Below are 19,934 nucleotides of genomic sequence, written 5' to 3'. Positions count from 1 at the left end.
AGGCAGCCGTGCCCGAGAAAACGTTCCCAGGCATACTTTCGACCGTCGGCAACACCCCTTTGGTGGAACTGGAAAGGCTGCTGCCGGAGTTCGGCTCCCGCGTCTTCGCCAAGATCGAGCGGTTCAACCCGGGCGGCAGCATCAAGGACCGTTCCGCGCTGGGCATGCTGCTCGGGGCCATCCGCAGCGGCGAGGTGGTGCCCGGCCGTTCCGCGATCGTCGAGTCCAGCTCCGGCAATCTGGCCGTCGGACTCGCCCAGATCTGCCGCTACTTCGGGCTGCGCTTCATCTGCGTGGTCGACGGCAAGACCACCGAGCAGAACCTGGCCATCCTGCGCGCCTTCCGCGCCGAGGTGGAGGTCGTCACCGACCGCGACGAGCTGACCGGCGAGTATCTGCCGGTGCGGCTGCGCCGGGTGCGCGAACTGGTCGCCGAGACCCCGGAGGCGTACTGGCCCAACCAGTACGCGAGCCTGCTCAACCCCAAGGCGCACGAGACGACCATGCGGGAGATCGAGGAGGCCCTCGACGGCAAGGTCGACTACCTGTTCTGCTCGGTCTCCACCTTCGGCACCCTGCGCGGCTGCCGCGACCACATCAGGGCCCGCGGCATGGACACCACGATCGTCGCCGTGGACGCCATGGGCAGCGCCATCTTCGGCCTGGAGTCCACCCAGCGGCTGATCCCGGGGCACGGCGCGTCCGTCGTCCCGCCGCTGATGGACGCCTCCGCCGCAGACGAGGTGGTGCACATCTCCGACCTGGAGTGCGTCGTCGCCTGCCGCCGGCTCATCGGCCGGGAGGCGGTGCTGGCCGGGGGCTCCTCCGGGGCGACCGTCGCCGCCCTCGGCAAGTTGCGCCAGAGCATCCCCGACGGCTCGAACTGTGTCCTGGTCTTCCCCGACGGCGGCGACCGCTACCTCGACACGATCTACGACGACGTATGGGTGCGGCGGAACTTCGGCGACGTGTCCCACCTGTGGAAGGGCTGATCCCACCGTGACCGTCTCCGTCGGCCAGGAAGGACTCTGGCTCACCCACCAGCTCGCCCCGGACAGCCCCGCCTACAACGTGGTCCTCGCGGTACGGCTGCGCGACCGGGTGGACACCGCCCGGCTCCAGCGGGCGCTGACCGCGCTGGCCACCCGGCACGAACTCCTGCGGTCCCGCTTCCCGGCCGGCGAGGAGGGCCCGGTGCGGGTCACCGTCCCCGCCGACGCCGTACGGCTCGATGTACGTCAGGTGCCGGACGCCGGTGACGAGGAACTGTTCCGGCTGGCCCAGCGGGCCGGTCAGGAGCCGTTCCGGCTCGCCGAGGAGGTCGCGTTCCGGGCGGTGCTGCTGCGCCGCGCCGAGGACGACGCCGTGCTGGTCACCGTCACGCACCACATCGTCAGCGACGCCACCTCGCAGTGGCTGCTGGTGCGCGACCTGTTCGCCGCCTACGAGGGGACGGACACGGTGTCGTCCGAACCCGTCGACTGGGACCGGTATGTGCTGGGAGAGCGGGAGTTCATCGACTCCCCGCGCGGGCGGCGGGCCGTCGAGCACTGGCGCGGGGTGTGCGCCGGGCTCGGGCCCGCCGAACTGCCCGCCGACCGGCCCCGCACCGCCGAGCGCACCCTCAGCGGCGCCACCGTCGAACTCGACGTGGGCGCCGCCACCGCCGACCGGCTGCGCGAGGCCGCGGCCCGGCATGCGCTGACCCCGTTCGCCTGGCTGCTCGGCACCTTCCAGGCCGCCCTGCACCGACTGGGGGCCGGCGACGGCTTCCTCATCGGCTGCCCGGCCACCACCCGCTTCACCCCGCAGAGCAGACAGGCCGTCGGCTATTACGTCAACGCCCTGCCCATGGCCGCCCGGTTCACCCCGGACACCACCCTCCTCGCCGCCGTCCAGGACGCCCAGAGCCAGCTCAGGTCCGGCCTCGCCCATGCCCGGCTCCCCGTCGAACTCCTCGACAGCGGCGGCCCGTTGTTCCGGATCTCCTGCACCCTGGTCGCCGCCGACCGGCTGCCGATCCCCGGCCTGTACGAGGGTCCCGTGCGCCTGGGCGGGCTGCGCGCCGAGCTGTGCGACGTACCGCAGCAGGAGGGCCAGCTCGATCTGACGGCCGAAGTGCTCCAGGGCAGCCGGGACTTCAAGGCCGTACTGCGCTACAACACCGACCTGTTCGACGCCGCCACCATCGAGCGCTTCCGCGACACCTGGCTGCGCCTGCTGGAGGCCTCCCTCGACACCCCGGACGCCAGGGCCGCCGAGGTGTCCCTGGTCGCCCAGGACGACCTGGCCTTCCTGCTCGCCCTCGGAGCCGGAGCGCCCTGACCCCACCCCCCTCCCGCAGCGCCGACGGCCGCCCCCCAGGCCGTCGGCGCTGCTCGTGCGCGGCGCGTCCGACCGGGGCGAACGTCCCGTATAGGGCCCATATAGCGGCCGGTCGGAGCATCGGAGCATCCGATCCGCCCCGCAGAGAGGGAACCCCATGCTGATCCTCCGGCGTGCCGATGTGACGGACGTGCTGTCCGGCCGGGAGACGGAGATCATCGAGCTCGTCGCCGACACCTACCGGCTGCACGACGAGGGGCTCACGTCCCTGCCGCACTCCACCTTCCTGCGCTTCCCCGAGGAGCGGCACGCCCGGGACCGGATCATCGGGCTGCCGGCGTACCGGGGTGGCGAGTGGCCGGTCGCCGGGATGAAGTGGATCTCCTCGTTCCCGGGCAATGTGAGCGCCGGCATCGAGCGGGCCAGTGCCGCGATCGTCCTCAACTCCCTCGACAACGGGCACCCGGTGGCCTTCTGCGAGGGCTCGGTGATCTCCGCGAAGCGCACCGCGGCGAGCGCCGCGCTGGCCGCCCGGGAGCTGACCGCCGGGAACCCGCCGGCCTCCGTCCTGCTGATCGGCTGCGGTGTGATCAACCGGGAGATCCTGCGCTTCCTCGCCGCCGCCCTGCCCGGCCTCACCGAGGCCGCCCTGTACGACACGGACCCGGCCCGTGCCGAGGCGTTCGCCGAGCAGTGCCGGGCCGTGGCGCCCGACGTCAAGGCGTACCCGGTGACCGACCTCGCCGAGGCGCTCGGCGCCCACCGGCTGGTCTCCCTCGCCACCACCGCCGCCACCCCGCACCTGGACCTGTCCGCCTGCGGACCGGACACCACGGTGCTGCACATCTCCCTGCGCGACCTGACCGCCGACACGATCCTCGGCGCGGTCAACGTCGTCGACGACACCGACCACGTCTGCCGTGAGCGCACCTCCCTCGACCTCGCCCAGCAGGCCGTCGGCAACCGCGACTTCGTCGCCGCCCCGATCGGCGCGCTGCTGCGCGGCACGGCCGTGCTGCGCCGGGAGGCGGACCGGCCCGTCGTGTTCTCCCCGTTCGGCCTCGGCGTGCTCGACCTCGCCCTTGCCGAGTTCGTGCGCGAGCAGGCCGCCCGGCGCGGCCTCGGCGTCGAGGTCGAGGACTTCCTCGGCGCCTGAGCGAGCCATGCCCCTCAATTCCCTTACCTCTCAAGGAGTTTCGATGACCGCCGAACAGAACGACGGCCCCCGCCAGCGCGTGGTGTTCAACGACGAGGAGCAGTACTCGCTGTGGCCCGCCGGGCGTGAGCTGCCCGCCGGCTGGCACGCCGAGGGCACCGAGGGCAGCCGCGAGGAGTGCCTGGCCCGGATCGCCGAGGTGTGGACCGACATGCGTCCGGCGAGCCTGCGCCGCCGTATGCACGAGTCGTCCGCGGCCTGAATCCCCGCCACCCCACGCCCAGGTCTGTGACAGGAGTAACCGTGAACGCCGAACTGCTGTCGGAACGCTTCGCCGAGCAGGCGTTCCGTACCCCGAGCGCGGCCGCCGTCGTGGACGGCTCCCGGGTGGTGACGTACGAGGAACTGGACCGTGCGTCACTGCACCTGGCCCGCCGTCTGCGGGATCTGGGCGCGGGGCCGGAGACGCTCGTCGGGGTGGCCCTGCCCCGGAGCGTCGACCTGGTCGTCGCGCTCCTGGGCGTCTGGCGGGCCGGAGCGGGATACGTCCCGCTCGACCCGGCCCAGCCGCCCGCGCGCCTGACCGGCCTGATCCGTGAGGCCGGCGCCGGTCTCGTTCTCAGTGGGCCGGAACTGGCCCAGGTCGTCCGGGAGTCGGGGGCGCGGCACCTGACGCCGCAGGCGGACGAGCCGTCCAGGGACGCGCCCGAGCTGCCCGTCGCCGACCCCGCGGGTGTCGCCTACGCCGTCTTCACCTCCGGTTCCACCGGGAAGCCCAAGGCCGTCGCCGTCACCCACGCCGGTATTGCCAATCGGGTCGGCTGGACGGTCGAGCGGCATGCGCTCGGTGCCGGTGACCGGGTGCTGCACAAGACCACCATCGGCTTCGACGCGGCTGTGTGGGAGATCTTCGCCCCGCTGGTCAGCGGCGCCGCCGTGGTGCTCGCCCCCGCGGGCGCCGAACGCGATCCGGCGGCGCTGCTGCGCGCGGTCGCGGACCATGACGTCACCGTTCTGCAGGTCGTGCCGTCGGTGCTGCGGCTCCTCGTCGAGGAGGGCGACTTCAGCGGCTGCGGCTCGCTGCGGCTGCTGTTCTCGGCCGGTGAGGCCCTGCACGCCGAGCTCGTCACGCGGCTGCGCGAGCGGGCGGGCGCCGGACTCGAGGTCTGGAACACCTACGGCCCCACCGAGTGCTCCATCGATGTCACCGCCCAGTTCGTCGACCCCGCGCTCACCACGGGCCCGGTGCCCATCGGCCGCCCGCTGCCCGGCATGCGTGTCCTGGTCCTCGACGCGGGCGGCGCCCCCGTGCCGGTCGGCGTGCCCGGCGAGCTGTACGCGGGCGGGGTCGGGGTCGCCCGCGGCTATGTCGGCCGCCCGGATCTGACCGCCGAGCGCTTCGTGCCCGACCCGTACGCGACCGAGCCCGGCGCCCGGCTGTACCGGACCGGCGACCAGGTGCGCTGGCGCGCCGACCACACCCTGGAGTACCTGGGCCGCCTCGACCACCAGGTCAAGGTCAACGGCGTCCGGATCGAGCCCGGCGAGGTGGAGGCGGCGCTCGCCGCGCACCCCGACGTCACCGGCGCGGTCGTCGTCGCGTACCCGGCCGAGGACGGCGGCAAGCGCCTCGCCGCGCACCTCACCGGCACCGTCGACACCGCCGAGCTGCGCGGCTTCCTCGCCGAGCGGCTGCCGGACAGCCATGTGCCCGCGCTCTTCCACGTCCTGGACGCCTTCCCGCTGCTGCCGAGCGGCAAGGTCGACCGGACGCGGCTGCCCTCCGTCGAGGAGATCGCCGCCGCCGACAAGCCCGCCTTCACCGCCCCGCGCGACGCCGCCGAGGAACTCGTCGCCGGTGTCTGGGCGGAGCTGCTGGGCCTGGACCGGGTCGGCGCGCTCGACGACTTCTTCGCCCTCGGCGGCACCTCCCTGCAACTGACCCGGCTCGCGGCGCGGCTGCGCAGCGCATCGGGCGAGAAGGTGTCCCTGCGCGGCCTGTTCGCGGCGACCACGGTCGAGGCACAGGCCCGGCTGATCGGGACGTCGGTCGAGGAGACCGCTGCCGTCGTCGCCGTCCCCCGCGACGGCGAACTGCCCCTGTCCTCCGGTCAGCGCCGGCTGTGGTTCCTGGACCGGATGCACCCCGGCAGCCCCGAGTGGGTCGCCCCCCTCTTCCTGCGCCTGCCCGCCACCCTCGCCGCCGACGACGTACGCACCGCCCTCGACGCGCTGGCCGCACGCCACGAGCCGCTGCGCACCCGCTACCTCAGCCAGGGCGGCGAGCCGCGCCAGATCATCGACGCGCCCGGCGCGCAGAGCGTCGAGCTGCGCGTGGCGGACGCCACCGCCGACGGTGTCGCCGCCCTGTTCGGCGAGCAGTTCGAGCGCGGCTTCGACCTCGCCGAGGGCCCGCTGTGGCGGGCGCTGCTGGTGCGGATCCCGGGCGAGGACCATCTGCTGCTGCTCACCCTGCACCACATCACCTGCGACGGCTGGTCGACGGTCCTGCTGGAGCGGGAGCTGCGCGCCCTGTGCGCCGGGGACCGGCTGCCCTCGGTCGCCCTCCAGTACGCCGACTACGGCGCCTGGCAGCACGCCCGCCTCACCGACGAGGTCATCGAGCGGGAGCTCGCGCACTGGCGGACGGCGCTCGACGGCATCGCCCCGCTCGATCTGCCCACCGACCGGCCCCGTCCGGCGGTCCGCGATCCGCGCGGCGCCGTCGTGCCGTTCCGGATCGTCCCCGAACTCGCCGAGCGGCTCACCGAGTTGGGGCGGGCGCACGGCGCGACGCCGTTCATGACGCTGCTCACCGCCTACGCCACCCTTGTCGCCCGCTACAGCGGCCAGTGGGACGTGCCCATCGGCACCCCGGTCGCGGGCCGCACCCGGCCCGAGACCGAGAACATGGTCGGCTTCTTCCTCAACTCGCTGATCGTGCGCTGCGGTCTGGGCCCCGAGGTGAGCTTCACCGAGGCCCTGGGCCGGGTCCGGGACGCGGCCCGTGCCGCCCTCGTCCACCAGGAGCTGCCCTTCGAGCGGCTCGTCGACGAGCTCCAGCCGGAGCGCGACCTGTCCCGCACCCCGCTCTACCAGGTCGCCTTCGACCTGCACAGCGAGGGCGTCACCAGTGTCGTCACCGCCGACGCCGACCTCGCCGCGTTCACCGAGGCCTGGCAGGTCGCCAAGACCGATCTGTCGCTGTTCATGCGGCAGACCCCCGAGGGTGCCCTCGACGGCGTCCTGGAGTACGCCGTCTCGCTGTTCGACCGGGCCACCGCCGAGCGGATGACCGGCCACTTCCTGACGCTGCTGGAGCGGGTCTCGGCCACCCCCGGCACCCCGCTCGGCACGGTCGACCTGCTGACCGCGGACGAACGCGACCGACTGCTGACCGAGTGGAACGACACCGCTTACCCGGTCGCCGACAAGGCGGTCTTCGAGCTGTTCGAGGCACAGGCCGCCACCGCGCCCGAGCTCACCGCGCTGACCTGCGGCACCCAGACCATGACGTACGGCGAACTCGACGCCGCCGCCAACCGTCTCGCGCACCATCTGCGCACCCGGGGCGCGGGCTGCGAGGCGCGGGTCGCCGTCCTGCTGGACCGGGGGCCCGAGCTGGTCACCGCGCTGCTCGCGGTGTGGAAGGCGGGCGGCGCCTATGTGCCGATCGACCCGTCCTACCCGGCCGACCGCATCACCGCGATGTGCACGGCGGCCCGGGCGCGCACGGCCATCACCTCCGCCGCCTACGCCCACCGCTTCCAGGACTCCGGCGCCCGTCCGGTGCTGGTCGACGCCGACGCCGCGGAGATCGCCGAGCGCCCGGCGACCGCGCCCGCGCGCACCCGGGACCTGGAGCGGCTGGCGTACGTCATCTTCACCTCCGGCTCCACCGGCACCCCGAAGGGCGTCGAGGTGCACCACCGGGGCCTGGCCAACCACGTCGACTGGGCCGCACGGGAGCTGGCCGGCGAGGACTACGGCGGGGGCGCGCTGTTCTCCTCGGTCGCCTTCGACCTGGTCGTCCCCAACCTGTGGGCGCCGCTGGTCACCGGGCAGCGGCTGTTCCTGCTGCCGCAGGACACCGACATGTCCGAGCTGGGCAAGCGACTCGCGGAGGCCGAGCCGTTCAGCTTCGTCAAGCTGACGCCCGGTCACCTCGACATCCTCGCTCACCAGTTGAGCCCTTCGCAGGCCGGTGCGCTCACCCCGGTGATGGTGGTGGCGGGGGAGGCCTTCACCCGGTCCACGCTTGAGCGCTGGCGCGAACTCGCCCCGGACATGCGGTTGATCAACGAGTACGGCCCGACCGAGGCCTCCGTCGGCACGTCGGTCTACCCGGTGCCGGCCGACGGCAGCGAGGGCATCCCGGACGTTCTGCCGATCGGCCGCCCGCTGCCCAACATGACGATGTACGTCCTGGACGAGGCCCTCCAGCCGGTCCCGGTCGGCGTCACCGGCGAGCTGTACGTCGGCGGCACGGGCGTCGCCCGCGGCTACGCGGGCCGCCCCGATCTGACCGCCGAACGGTTCCTGCCCGACCCCTACGGCTCGGTCGCGGGCGCCCGCCTCTACCGCACCGGCGACCTGGTCCGCCGGCTGCCCGACGGCAACGTGGCCTTCCTGGGCCGTATCGACGACCAGGTCAAGATCCGCGGGCACCGCGTCGAACTCGGCGAGGTCCAGGCGGTGCTGGCCGGTCACCCGGAGGTGCGCGAGGCCTTCGTGACGACGGTGGACGGCGAACTCGCCGCCTACTGCACCCCGGGGACGGCCGACGCGGACGCCCTGCGCGAGCACCTGGCGGTCCGGCTGCCCGAGTACATGATCCCGGCGACCTTCACCGCCCTCGACGCCCTCCCCGTCAACGCCAACGGCAAGATCGACCGGCGCGCGCTGCCCGTACCGGGCCGCCCCGCCGCCGACGACGGGCACATCCCGCCCAGCGGACCGGTCGAGGAGCGTATCGCCGAGATCTGGACCGAGCTGCTCGGCGTCCAGGCCGGCGCGCACGACAACTTCTTCCACATCGGCGGCAATTCCATCCTCGCGATCCGCCTCATCTCGCATCTCCAGCAGGAGTACGAGATCGACTTCGCCGTCCGCACGGTCTTCGAGGGGCCGACGATCGCCCGCCTCGCGGCCGCCGTCGAGGAGCGCGTCATGGCGCAGATCGACGCGCTGTCCGACGCGGACCTGCTGCGGGACGCCACCACGGACCTTTCGACCCACCCATCGCTGAAGGAGCACAAGGCATGAGCACCGGGGAAATCGAGCAGAGCACGGTCTCGGGCGCCGATGCCGGGGCGCTCCGCGCGGAGTTGGTGGGGCGTGGGGGCGGGGGCGGAGCGCAAGGTGCGGCCGCCGGTGAGGCTGCGCAGAGCACGGTCTCGGGCGCCGATGCCGGGGCGCTCCGCGCGGAGTTGGTGGGGCGTGGGGGCGGGGGCGGAGCGCAAGGTGCGGCCGCCGGTGAAGCCGCGCAGAGCACGGTCTCGGGCGCCCCTGCCGAGGCACAGGGGTCTGGTGCCGACGCTCTGCGCGCCGAGTTGCTGCGCCGTCGGCTCGCCGGGCGGGGGGCCGCGGCTTCGCGGCGGGCGGAGATTCCGCGTGCCGATCGTGAGGCGCCGCTGCCGCTGTCGTACGGGCAGCAGCAGATGTGGTTTCTCAGCCGGCTCGAGCCGGACAGCCCCGAGTACCTCGTCCCGCTCGTCCTCAGGCTGCGCGGCGCCCTCGACACCGAGGCGCTCGGACGGGCCTGGCAGGCGCTGCTGAAGCGGCACGAGATCCTGCGGACGCGCTATGTGCTGGACGGGGACGAGCCCGTCCAGGTGATCGACGAGCCCCGGCCCGCGCCCCTCCAGGAGTCCACCGCCGTCGACGACGACGCGGCCCGCGCCCTCGTCGAGGCCGATCTCGCCCGCCCCTTCGACCTCGGCCGGGACTGGCCGGTCCGCGCGCGGCTGATCCGGCTCGCGGACGACGAGCACCTCCTCGCCGTGGTCTTCCACCACATCGCCTGCGACGCCTGGTCCACCGGCGTCTTCGGACAGGAGCTCGGCGAGCTGTACACGGGCTCCGCCCCGGCGCCGCTCGCCGTGCAGTACGCCGACTACGCCGCCTGGCAGCGCGCCGAGCTGACCGGCGAGGTCATCGAACGCCACCTCGGCTACTGGCAGCGGCAGCTCAACGGCCTCACCCCGCTCGATCTGCCCGCCGACCGCCCCCGCCCCGCCGTGCGCGACGGCGCGGGCGCCTCGGTCGCCTTCCAGGTCCCGGACGCCCTCGCGGCCCGGCTGCGGGAGCTGGCCGCCCGCCAAGACTCCACCCTGTTCATGCTGTTCCTGGCCGCCTACCAGAGCCTGCTGGCCCGCTGGACCGGCCGCACCGACATCGCGGTCGGCACCGTGGTCTCCGGCCGCGGCCGCCCCGAGCTCCAGCAGCTCATCGGCTACGGCATCAACAGCCTGGTGATGCGCGGCGACCTGGCGGGCGACCCCGCCTTCACCGACCTGCTGGCCCGCACCCGCGCCACGGTCCTGGACGCCTACGACCACCAGGACATCGCCTTCGCCCAGGTCGTCGAGGCCATCGGCCCGGAGCGCGATCTGTCCCGCACCCCGCTGTTCCAGGTCGCGTTCACCATGCACGGCGACCGCGGCGCCGCGTTCGCGTTCCCCGGGGTCGACGTCACCCCGTTCGAGGGCTCCGGCAAGGTCGCCAAGTTCGACCTGGACCTCCAGGTCCGCGAGGGCGCCGACGGCACGCTCGGCGGCCACCTGGAGTACGCCACCGCCCTGTTCGACCGGGCCACGGTGGAGCGGTTCGCCGGCCATCTGCTGCGGCTGCTGGACGCCGTCGCCGCCGCCCCGGCCGCGCCCTTGTCGTCGTACGACATCCTCGGCGCCGAGGAGCGGGCCGTGCTCGTCGGTTCCCCCGAGGTGCCGGAGCCGGTGACCCGGCGGGTGCACGAGCTGTTCGAGGAGCAGGTGGCGCGCACGCCCGACGCGGTGGCCGTCTCCTTCGAGGGCGCCGACCTGACGTACGCCCAGCTCAACGCCCGCGCCAACCGCATCGCACACGCCCTGATCGCCCGCGGCGCAGGCCCCGAGACGCTGGTCGGACTCAGCCTGGAGCGCGGCGCCGAGCTGATCCCGGCGCTGCTCGGCATCCTCAAGTCCGGTGCCGCCTACCTGCCGCTGGACCCCGCCAACCCGGCCGACCGGATCGCGTACATCGTCGAGGACGCACAGGCGCCGGTCGTGGTCACCACCGCCGAGCACGCCCACCTCTTCGACGTGGACCTGCTGATTGTCGGTGAGGAGGAGGGACAGCCCGAGACCGACCCGGCCGTCCCCGGCAGCCCCGAGAACCTGATCTACACGATCTACACCTCCGGCTCGACCGGCAAGCCCAAGGGCGTCGCCCTCACCCACGCCAATGTCGTCCGGCTCCTGGAGCGCGGCCACGAGCACTACGCGTTCTCCGAGTCCGACGTCTGGCCGCTGTTCCACTCCTACGCCTTCGACGTCTCCGTCTGGGAGATGTGGGGCGCCCTGCTCTTCGGTGGGCGGCTCATCGTCGTCCCCTACGCCGTCACCCGGTCGCCGGAGGAGTTCCTCGACCTGCTGGTGCGCGAGCAGGTCACGGTCCTCAACCAGACGCCGACCGCGTTCCGTTCGCTGATCGGCACGGACGCCGAGCTGTCGCTGCGGGCCGTGGTGTTCGCCGGCGAGAAGCTGGAGGTGTCCGAACTGCGGCCGTGGACCGACCGGTTCGGCCTGGACCGGATCGCTCTGGTCAACATGTACGGGATCACCGAGACCACCGTCCACACCACCTACCACCGCCTCACCGACGCCGACCTCGACCCGCAGGCCGGGAACCCCGTCGGCCACCCGCTGGCCGACCTGCGCGTCTACCTCCTGGACGGCGACGGCCTGCTCGTCCCGGTCGGCGTGCCCGGCGAGATCTACGTCGGCGGACCGGGCGTGGCCCGCGGCTACCTGGGCCGCCCGCGGCTGACCGCCGAGCGGTTCGTGCCCGACCCCTTCGGTGCGCCCGGCTCCCGCCTCTACAAGAGCGGTGACCTCGCGCGCCGGATGCCCGACGGCAGCCTGGAGTTCCTCGGCCGCATCGACGACCAGGTCAAGATCCGCGGCTTCCGGATCGAGCTCGGCGAGATCGAGACCGCCCTCGCCGCGCACCCCGGGGTCCGCGACGCCGTCGTCCTGGTCCGCGAGGACACCCCCGGCGACAAGCGCCTGACCGCCTACGTCACCCCGGCGGGCGAGAGCGTGCCCGCCCCCGGCGAGCTCCGCTCCCACCTGGCCGGACAACTGCCCGAGTACATGGTCCCGGCCGCCTTCGTGGCCCTGGACGCGCTGCCGCTGACCACCAACGGCAAGCTCGACAAGCGCGCCCTGCCTGCCCCGGGCCAGGACGCCCTGGGCGCCTCCGGCCACGTCGCCCCGCGCACCGTCGCCGAGGAGCGCATCGCCGGGGTGTGGGCCGATGTGCTCGGCCTGGAGCAGGTCGGCGTCGAGGACGGCTTCTTCGAACTCGGCGGACACTCCATCCGCGCCGTCACCCTCGTCGGCCGACTGCGCGCCCTCGGCTACGACCTCGCCGTGCGCGATGTCTTCGAGTACCGCACCGTCGCCCGGATCGCCGAACTCGTCACCGGCCGCCCGGCCCCCGCCGAGGCCGCCCGCACCGTCGAGCCCTTCTCCCTGGTCGCCGCCTCGGACCGGGCGAAGCTGCCCGAGGGCCTCGCCGACGCCTACCCGCTGTCGCAGGTCCAGCTCGGCATGGTCGTCGAGATGCTCACCGACGACGGCAAGCACCCGTACCACAACGTCACTTCGTTCCGGATCCGCGACGCGCGCTCCTTCTCGCTCGACGCGCTCCAGGCAGCCGCCGCGGTCGTCGTCGACCGCCACGAGGCCCTGCGCACCTCCGTCGACCTCACCGGCTACTCGGTACCCCTCCAACTGGTGCACGCCACCGCCGAGATGCCGGTCGGCGCCCGCGACCTGTCCCACCTCACTGATGACGAACTCCAGGCATCCTTGCGGGAGTTCACGGTCGTCGAGCGCTCCCGCCTCTTCGACCTGGCCACCCCGCCGCTGCTGCGCCTGTACGCCCACATCGCCGGCGACGGCAGCTGGTGGATCACCAACACCGAGTGCCACGCCATCCTCGACGGCTGGAGCCACCACTCCCTGCTGATGGAGGTCCTCCAGGAGTACGACCGTATCCGCGACGGCCAGGAGCCCTCCGAGACGCAGATGCCCGCCGTGCGCTTCGCGGACTTCATCGCCGCCGAGCTCGAGGTCCTCGACTCCGACGCGTCCAAGGCGTACTGGCAGTCCATAGTCGACGGCCACGCCCGACTCACCGTCCCCGCCCCCTGGCGCGGCGACCCGGACGACGACGGCGCCCCCTACCGGGTGGCCGTGCCCTTCCACGACCTGGAGGAGCGGCTGCGCTCCCTGGCCGCCAAGGCGGGCGCCTCCCTCAAGAGCGTCCTGCACGCGGCCCACCTGAAGACGCTGAGCATGCTCACCGAGGAGGAGCGCTTCTTCTCCGGTCTGGTGTGCAACGCCCGGCCCGAGATCCTCGGCGCCGACCGCGTCTACGGCATGCACCTCAACACCCTGCCGTTCGCCCACGACCGCGACCACGACACCTGGCGCGAGCTGGTCGCGGCCGTGTTCGCCCGCGAGATCGAGCTGTGGCCGCACCGCACCTTCCCGATGCCGGTCATCCAGCGCGACCTCGCCGACGGCGAGCGGCTGATCGACATGCGCTTCAGCTACCACGACTTCGACCAGGTCGACCGCGAGCAGGTCGACTACCTCGCGAGCATCGACGACAGCCCCACCGAGTTCCCGCTCGGCGTCTCCGCCCGTATCGGCCACCTCGTCCTCACCGCCGCGCCGCGCGCCCTGAGCCGCACCGGCACCGACCGGCTCGCCGCCATGCTGCGCCAGGTCCTGGAGGCGATGGCCGCCGACCCCGAGGGCGACGCGAAGTCGACGTTCCTGCCCGAGGGGGAGCGCGAGCGCCAGCTCGGCACCTGGAACGACACCGCCTACCGCGCCGAGACGCACACCGTCCTCCAGCGCTTCGAGGAGCAGGCGGCCCGCACCCCGGGAGCCGTCGCCGTACGCCACGCGGGCGGCACGCTCTCCTACGGCGAACTCGACGCCCGCGCCAACCAGATGGCCCACCAGCTGCGCGCCGAGGGCGTCGGCGCCGAGTCCCGCGTCCTGGTCCAGCTGGACCGCGGCCCGGACCTGCTGACCGCGCTGCTGGCGGTGTGGAAGGCGGGCGGCGCCTATGTGCCCGTCGACCCGTCCTACCCGGCAGAGCGCGTCGCCGCCATGCGCGACCTCGCCGGCGCCGCGGTCACGCTGACCGCGCTGCCGGCCGACGCCCTCGTCAACCGGCCCGTCCACGCCCCCGAGCGCGTCGACGACCTGGACCGGCTGGCGTACGTCATCTTCACCTCCGGCTCCACCGGCACCCCCAAGGGCGTCGAGGTGTACCACCGGGGTCTGGTCAATCACGTCGCCTGGGCGGCCCGCGAGCTGGCCTCCCGCGGTGAGGGCGGAGCCCCGCTGTTCTCCTCGGTCGCCTTCGACCTCGTCGTCCCCAACCTGTGGGCGCCGCTGGTCACCGGGCAGGCCGTGCACACCGTCGAGGGGGACGTCGACATGGCGGACCTCGGCGAGCGGCTCGCGGCCGCGGCGCCGTACAGCTTCATCAAGCTGACGCCAGGTCACCTCGACGTGTTGGCCCAGCAGTTGACCGCCGAGCAGGCGGCCGGTCTGGCGCCGGTGCTGGTGGTGGCGGGCGAGGCGTTCACCCGGGCGACCCTGGAGCGCTGGCGCGCGCTGGCCCCGGACGTGACGCTGATCAACGAGTACGGCCCCACCGAGGCCTCCGTCGGCACCACGATCCACCCGGTCCCGGCCGACGCCGACACGGACGTCCTGCCGATCGGCCGCCCGCTGCCCAACATGACGACATACGTGCTGGACCCGGCGCTCCAGCCGGTCCCGGTCGGCGTCACCGGCGAGCTCTACGTCGGCGGCACCGGTGTGGCCCGCGGCTACGCCAACCGCCCCGACCTGACCGCCGAGCGCTTCGTCCCCGACCCCTACGGCAGCGCCCCGGGCGCCCGTCTGTACCGCACCGGCGACTTGGTGCGCCAACTCGCCGACGGCGCCATCGAGTTCCTCGGCCGGATCGACGACCAGGTCAAGATCCGCGGCTACCGGGTCGAACTCGGCGAGGTCCAGGCGGTGCTCGCGGCCCACCCCGAGGTCCGCGACGCGTTCGTCACGACCGTCGACGGTGAACTCGCCGCCTACTGCACCCCGGACACGGTCACAGCGGAGAGCCTGCGCGAGCATCTGACGGCCCGCCTGCCCGAGTACATGGTCCCGGCCGCGTTCGTCACCCTGGACGCCCTGCCGTTGAACGCCAACGGCAAGGTCGACCGGCGCGCCCTGCCCGCCGCGGAGCCGGTGGCCGACGACGGCTATGTCGCCCCGCGCACCGTCACCGAGGAGCGCATCGCCCAGGTCTGGGCCCAGGTGCTCGGCCTTGAGCGGGTCGGGGTCGAGGACGGCTTCTTCGAGATCGGCGGCCACTCCATCCGCGCCGTCGCCCTCGTCGGGGCGCTGCGCTCGGCCGGCTTCGACATCGGCGTACGGGACGTCTTCGAGCACCGCACGGTCGCCGAACTGAGCGAGTTCCTCACTGGGCGCCCCGCGCGTACCGAGGTGGACACGCCCGTCGAGCGGTTCGCGATGGTCACCGACGAGGACGAGCAGAAGCTGCCCGCCGACGCCGTGGACGCCTATCCGCTGACCCAGGTGCAGCTCGGCATGGTCCTGGAGATGCTCGCCGACCGGACCCAGGCCGCCTACCACAACGTCTCCTCCTTCCGGATCACCGACGACGACCGGCCCTTCTCGGCCGACGCGCTGCGCGCCGCCGCGGACACCGTCGCCGCCCGGCACGAGCTGCTGCGCACCTCCTTCCACCTGGACGGGTACGCCGAGCCGCTCCAGGTCGTGCACGCCGAGGCGGCCATCCCGGTCGCGGTTCATGACCTGACCGGCCTCGACGAGGAAGGGCGTCGTGAGGCGGTCCAGCACTTCATCGCCGCCGAGCGGGCCGACCTGTTCGACCTGGAACAGGCGCCGCTGCTGCGGATGACCGCGCACATCGAGGGCGACGGCGCCTGGCGCCTCGGCCTCACCGTCTGCCACGCCATCACCGAGGGCTGGAGCCACCGGGCGCTGCTGATGGAACTCCTCGACGAGTACCGCCGCGCCCGCGACAACGCCGAAGCCGTCGAGCCGACGGCGCCCGCCGTCCGCTACGCCGACTTCGTCGCCGCCGAACTGCGCTCCCTGGACTCGGAGGTGGACCGCGGCCACTGGCTGGACGTCACCGGCCGCTACGCGCGCTTCGCTCTGCCGTCCGCCTGGGCGGGCGACCGGAGCGCACCGCGCGAGCGGTTCCGGGTCGCCGTCGAGCTGCGCCCGTACGAGCAGGGGCTGCGCGCCCTTGCCGCGCGGGCCCGGGTCTCCCTCAAGAGCGTGCTGCTCGCCGCCCACCTCAAGGCGCTCAGCCTCGTCACCGAGGAGGACCGCTTCCACGCCGGGCTCGTCTTCAGCGCCCGCCCCGAGGCCCCCGGCGCCGACCGCGTCTACGGCATGTACCTCAACACCCTGCCGTTCGCCTTCGACGCCGACCGCGACCGCACCTGGGAGGAGCTGGTCCGCGAGGTCTTCGCGCACGAGGCGGGCATGTGGGAGCACCGCCGCTACCCGATGCCGGCCATCCAGCGCGACGCGGGCCTGGAGCGGCTGCTCGACGTCCGCTTCAGCTACCAGGACTTCGACCACGTCGACACCGAGCGCGTCGACGTCGGCGACAGCTCCGGCGAGGGCGCCACCGAGTTCGGCCTGGCCGTCTCCGCGGTCTCCGGCTATCTGCTGATGACCACCCACACCCACGCCCTGTCCCGGGAGCACGCCGACCGGCTCACCGCCCTGTACGCCGGCGTCCTCACCGCCATGGCGACCGACCCCACCGGCGACGCCCGCCTCGTACCGCTGCCCGAGCAGGAGCTGCACCGCCAGCTCGTCGAGTGGAACGACACCGGGTACGAGGCCGAGACCGCCTCCGTGCTCCAGCGGTTCGAGGAGCAGGCGGCCCGCGTCCCGGATGCCCCCGCGGTCACCCTCGGGGACGAGACCGTGAGCTACGCCGAGCTCGACGCCCGCGCCAACCGCCTAGCGCATGCCCTGCGTTCGCGTGGAGTGGACGCGGAGGCACGGGTGGCGGTCCAGCTGGACCGCGGCCCCGGGCTGATCGCCGCGCTGCTCGCGGTGTGGAAGGCGGGCGGCGCCTATGTGCCGATCGACCCGTCCTACCCGGCCGAGCGCGTCGCCGCGATCGTACGGACCTCGGGCGCCGCGGTGGCGCTCACCCAGGCCGCGTACGCGGACCGCTTCGAGGCCGTGGATGTCCTCCTGGACGACACCGACGTCAAGGCAGGGCCGTCCACCCCGCCCGCCCGCACCGACGACCTGGACCGGCTGGCGTACGTCATCTTCACCTCCGGCTCCACCGGCACCCCGAAGGGCGTGGAGGTGCCGCACCGGGGTCTGGCCAACCACGTCGCCTGGGCGGCGCGCGAGCTGGCGTCGAAGGGCGAGGGCGGCGCGCCGATGTTCTCCTCCGTCGCCTTCGACCTGATCGTCCCCAACCTGTGGGCGCCGCTGGTCACCGGGCAGCGCGTGTTCGCCGTCCCGCAGGACACCGAACCGGGCCTGCTGGGCCGGGCGCTGCTGGCGGGCGCGCCGTACGCCTTCATCAAGCTGACGCCCGGTCACCTGGACCTGCTGGCCGAGCAGTTGACCACCGAGCAGGCGCAGGAGCTCGCCGGCGTCCTCGTCGTCGCGGGCGAGGCGCTGCCGGGCGCGACCGCCGACCGCTCCCTGGACATCCTCGGCCCGGGCCGCCTCATCAATGAGTACGGCCCCACGGAGGCCTCCGTCGGCTCCACGATCCACCCGGTCGTCGAGCCCGTGGGCCGGGACGTGGTCCCGATCGGCCGTCCGCTGCCCAACATGACGACGTACGTGCTGGACTCGGCCCTGCGCCCGGTCCCGGTCGGGGTGGCGGGCGAACTGTACGTCGGCGGCACCGGCGTGGCCCGCGGCTACGCCGGCCGCCCCGACCTGACGGCCGAGCGCTTCCTGCCCGACCCGTACGGCGATGTGGCCGGCGCCCGGATGTACCGCACCGGGGACCTGGTGCGCCAACTGGCCGACGGCGCCATCGAGTTCCTCGGCCGGATCGACGACCAGGTCAAGATCCGCGGCTACCGGATCGAACTCGGCGAGGTCCAGGCCGTGCTCGCCGGCCACGCCGGGGTCCGCGACGCCTACGTCACCGTGCACGAGCCGGTGCCGGGGGACCGGAGGCTGGTCGCGTACTGGACGCCTTCGTCCGCCGAGGCTCCGGACGCGGAGGCGCTTGCCGCGCACTGTGCGCTGCGGCTGCCCGACTACATGGTTCCGTCGGCCTTCGTCGCCCTCGACGCCCTGCCGCTGAACGCCAACGGCAAGGTCGACCGACGCGCCCTGCCCGCCGTGGACCGCGGCGCCCTGCGCACCGGCACCGACCATGTGCCCCCGCGCACCGACACCGAGCGGACGCTCGCCGCCATCTGGTCCGACGTCCTCGGCGTCGACCAGGTCGGCATCCACGACCGCTTCTTCGACCTCGGCGGCCACTCCCTGCTGATGATCAAGGTGCTGGCGGCGGCCCGGGCGGCGGGCCTGACGGTGTCGATCTACCGGATGTACCAGCACGACACGCTGATCGATCTGGCGGCGGCGATCGACGAGGACGCGGCGGAGGCCGAGAAGGCCAAGGCGGCCAAGGCTTCGGAGACGGAGAGGGGCACGGCGGCCAAGTCCTCGGAGGCCGAGCGGGCCACGGCGGGCCGGGCGGCGGAGGCGGCCCGGGAGGCCCAGCAGGCGGGGCCGAGCGCGCCGCCCGCGGTCGGCGCCGACGGCACCGTTCAGGTCCCGGCCGAGCTTCTCGCCGCCCTGCTGCGGCAGGCCTCCGCCGGAGCCGACGGCAAGGCCGCGGCCGGAGCCCTCGCCCAGGCCGCCGCACTGCTCGGTACGGCCCCGCCCGACGCCCGGGTCCCGGACGACGCCCGCGCGCAGGCGGCCCCGCTTCCCGGCGCGGCAGCCCAACCCTTCTACGCCCAGCCGGAGTTCGCCGAAGGCCTCGCCGCCGTCATGGACGACCACCACGTGCCCGGAGTCGCCCTCGCCGTGCTTCGCGACGGCGCCCTGGCCGACGTACAAGGCCACGGTGTGCTTGCCGCGGGCGGGGACGCGTCGGTGACGGGCCGGACGCTCTTCCAGGTCGGCTCGATCAGCAAGCACGTCACCGCCGTAGCCGTCATGCGGCTGCTGGACCAGGGTCTGATCGACCTGGACGCGGACGTGAACGGCTACCTGACCTCCTGGCAGCTCGCCGACGACCCGGCCGCCCCCGGCCCGCTCACCGCGCGCCATCTGCTCGGCCACCGGGCCGGGCTCGCCCGGCACCGCAGCGTCGGCTTCAAGCCGGGTGAGCAACTGCCCGTCCTGCTCGACCTGTTGGAGGGCCGCCCGCCGGTCACCACCCCGCGGGTGCGCCGGGAACTGCCCCCCGGCGAGACGTTCCGCAAGAGCAGCACGCACTACTGGGTGCTTCAGCAGGTGCTGGAGGACATCACCGGCGAGGACTTCGAGACGCTGATGCGGCGCCTGGTCCTGGACCCGCTGGGCCTGGCCGACACCAGCTTCGACCAGCGGTTCCCCGAGACCTCCGGGCTGCCGGTGGCGCTCGGCCACGACGCACACGGCACGTCGCTCAAGGGCGGCTGGCGCAACCGCGCCCACCTGGCCGCCGCCGGGCTGTGGACCACCGCGGGGGACACCGCCCGCCTAGTCCTCGCCGTACGCGAGGCCCTGCTCGGCGCACCGGGCGCGCTCGTCACCCAGGCGAGCGCCCGGGAGCTGCTGGCGGGCGAGTCCGGCACCTTCTACGGCCTCGGCACGATCGTCGACGACAGCGGCGACGACCTGGAGTTCGGCCACGGGGGCGAACCCTCCGGCTACTGGAACATGGCGATCAGCCGGCTGCACGCGGGCACCGGCTTCGTCGCCCTGACCAACGCCGACTCCGGCAAGGCCGTGGTCAAACACCTCACCGCCGAACTCGGCCGGGACGACGCCCGGTTCGGCAGCGGACGGCTCGCCGCCGACTGGCGCGGCGAGGGCGGCACCGACGGGGTCCCCGCCGTGCTGGCCCCGGTCGTCACCGACGAGGACCGCGCATGACGCCCCTGACCCGC

6 protein-coding genes are annotated in these 19,934 nt (G+C 73.6%); all 6 read left to right on the top strand.

Annotation, left to right across the window (positions count from 1 at the left end):
• The first annotated feature begins 8 nt into the window (after positions 1–8).
• The 6 genes from sbnA (at position 9) to OHT76_RS18680 (ending at position 19,920) form a co-directional block, all read left to right on the top strand.
• The gene (gene sbnA, locus OHT76_RS18705) at positions 9–992 is read left to right on the top strand and encodes a 2,3-diaminopropionate biosynthesis protein SbnA (RefSeq protein WP_328871979.1); all 984 of its coding nucleotides are present in this window, start codon (positions 9–11) and stop codon (positions 990–992) included.
• A 7-nt stretch (positions 993–999) separates the two neighbouring features.
• Positions 1,000–2,325 (top strand): condensation domain-containing protein, encoded by a 1,326-nt coding sequence (locus OHT76_RS18700; protein WP_328871978.1) that lies wholly within the window; start codon positions 1,000–1,002, stop codon positions 2,323–2,325.
• Positions 2,326–2,482: 157 nt separating this feature from the next.
• Entirely contained in the window at positions 2,483–3,481 is a 999-nt protein-coding gene (gene sbnB, locus OHT76_RS18695) for a 2,3-diaminopropionate biosynthesis protein SbnB (protein ID WP_328871977.1), read from the top strand.
• 43 nt (positions 3,482–3,524) lie between these two features.
• Positions 3,525–3,743 carry an MbtH family protein gene (locus OHT76_RS18690; RefSeq protein ID WP_328871976.1) on the top strand — a complete coding sequence of 73 codons (219 nt, stop codon included), beginning with the start codon at positions 3,525–3,527 and terminating at the stop codon, positions 3,741–3,743.
• A gap of 41 nt (positions 3,744–3,784) precedes the next feature.
• Positions 3,785–8,746, top strand: a complete 4,962-nt coding sequence (locus tag OHT76_RS18685; protein ID WP_328871975.1) for a non-ribosomal peptide synthetase — start codon at positions 3,785–3,787, stop codon at positions 8,744–8,746.
• Positions 8,743–19,920, top strand: coding sequence for a non-ribosomal peptide synthetase (locus tag OHT76_RS18680; RefSeq protein ID WP_328871974.1), 11,178 nt, complete (start codon positions 8,743–8,745; stop codon positions 19,918–19,920). The genes OHT76_RS18685 and OHT76_RS18680 overlap by 4 nt, the downstream gene beginning before the upstream one ends.
• Positions 19,921–19,934: the final 14 nt, after the last annotated feature.

Source organism: Streptomyces sp. NBC_00287, assembly GCF_036173105.1.
Lineage (GTDB): Bacteria > Actinomycetota > Actinomycetes > Streptomycetales > Streptomycetaceae > Streptomyces.
The sequence above is the reverse complement of the archived record's forward strand: the minus strand, read 5'-3'. Positions and strand labels throughout refer to the sequence as shown.

Bases quoted from the DNA above. Each gene is read 5' to 3' on its own strand.
- sbnB (WP_328871977.1), top strand. From the start codon at position 2,483: ATGCTGATCCTCCGGCGTGCCGATGTGACGGACGTGCTGTCCGGCCGG.
- OHT76_RS18690 (WP_328871976.1), top strand. From the start codon at position 3,525: ATGACCGCCGAACAGAACGACGGCCCCCGCCAGCGCGTGGTGTTCAAC.
- OHT76_RS18680 (WP_328871974.1), top strand. From the start codon at position 8,743: ATGAGCACCGGGGAAATCGAGCAGAGCACGGTCTCGGGCGCCGATGCC.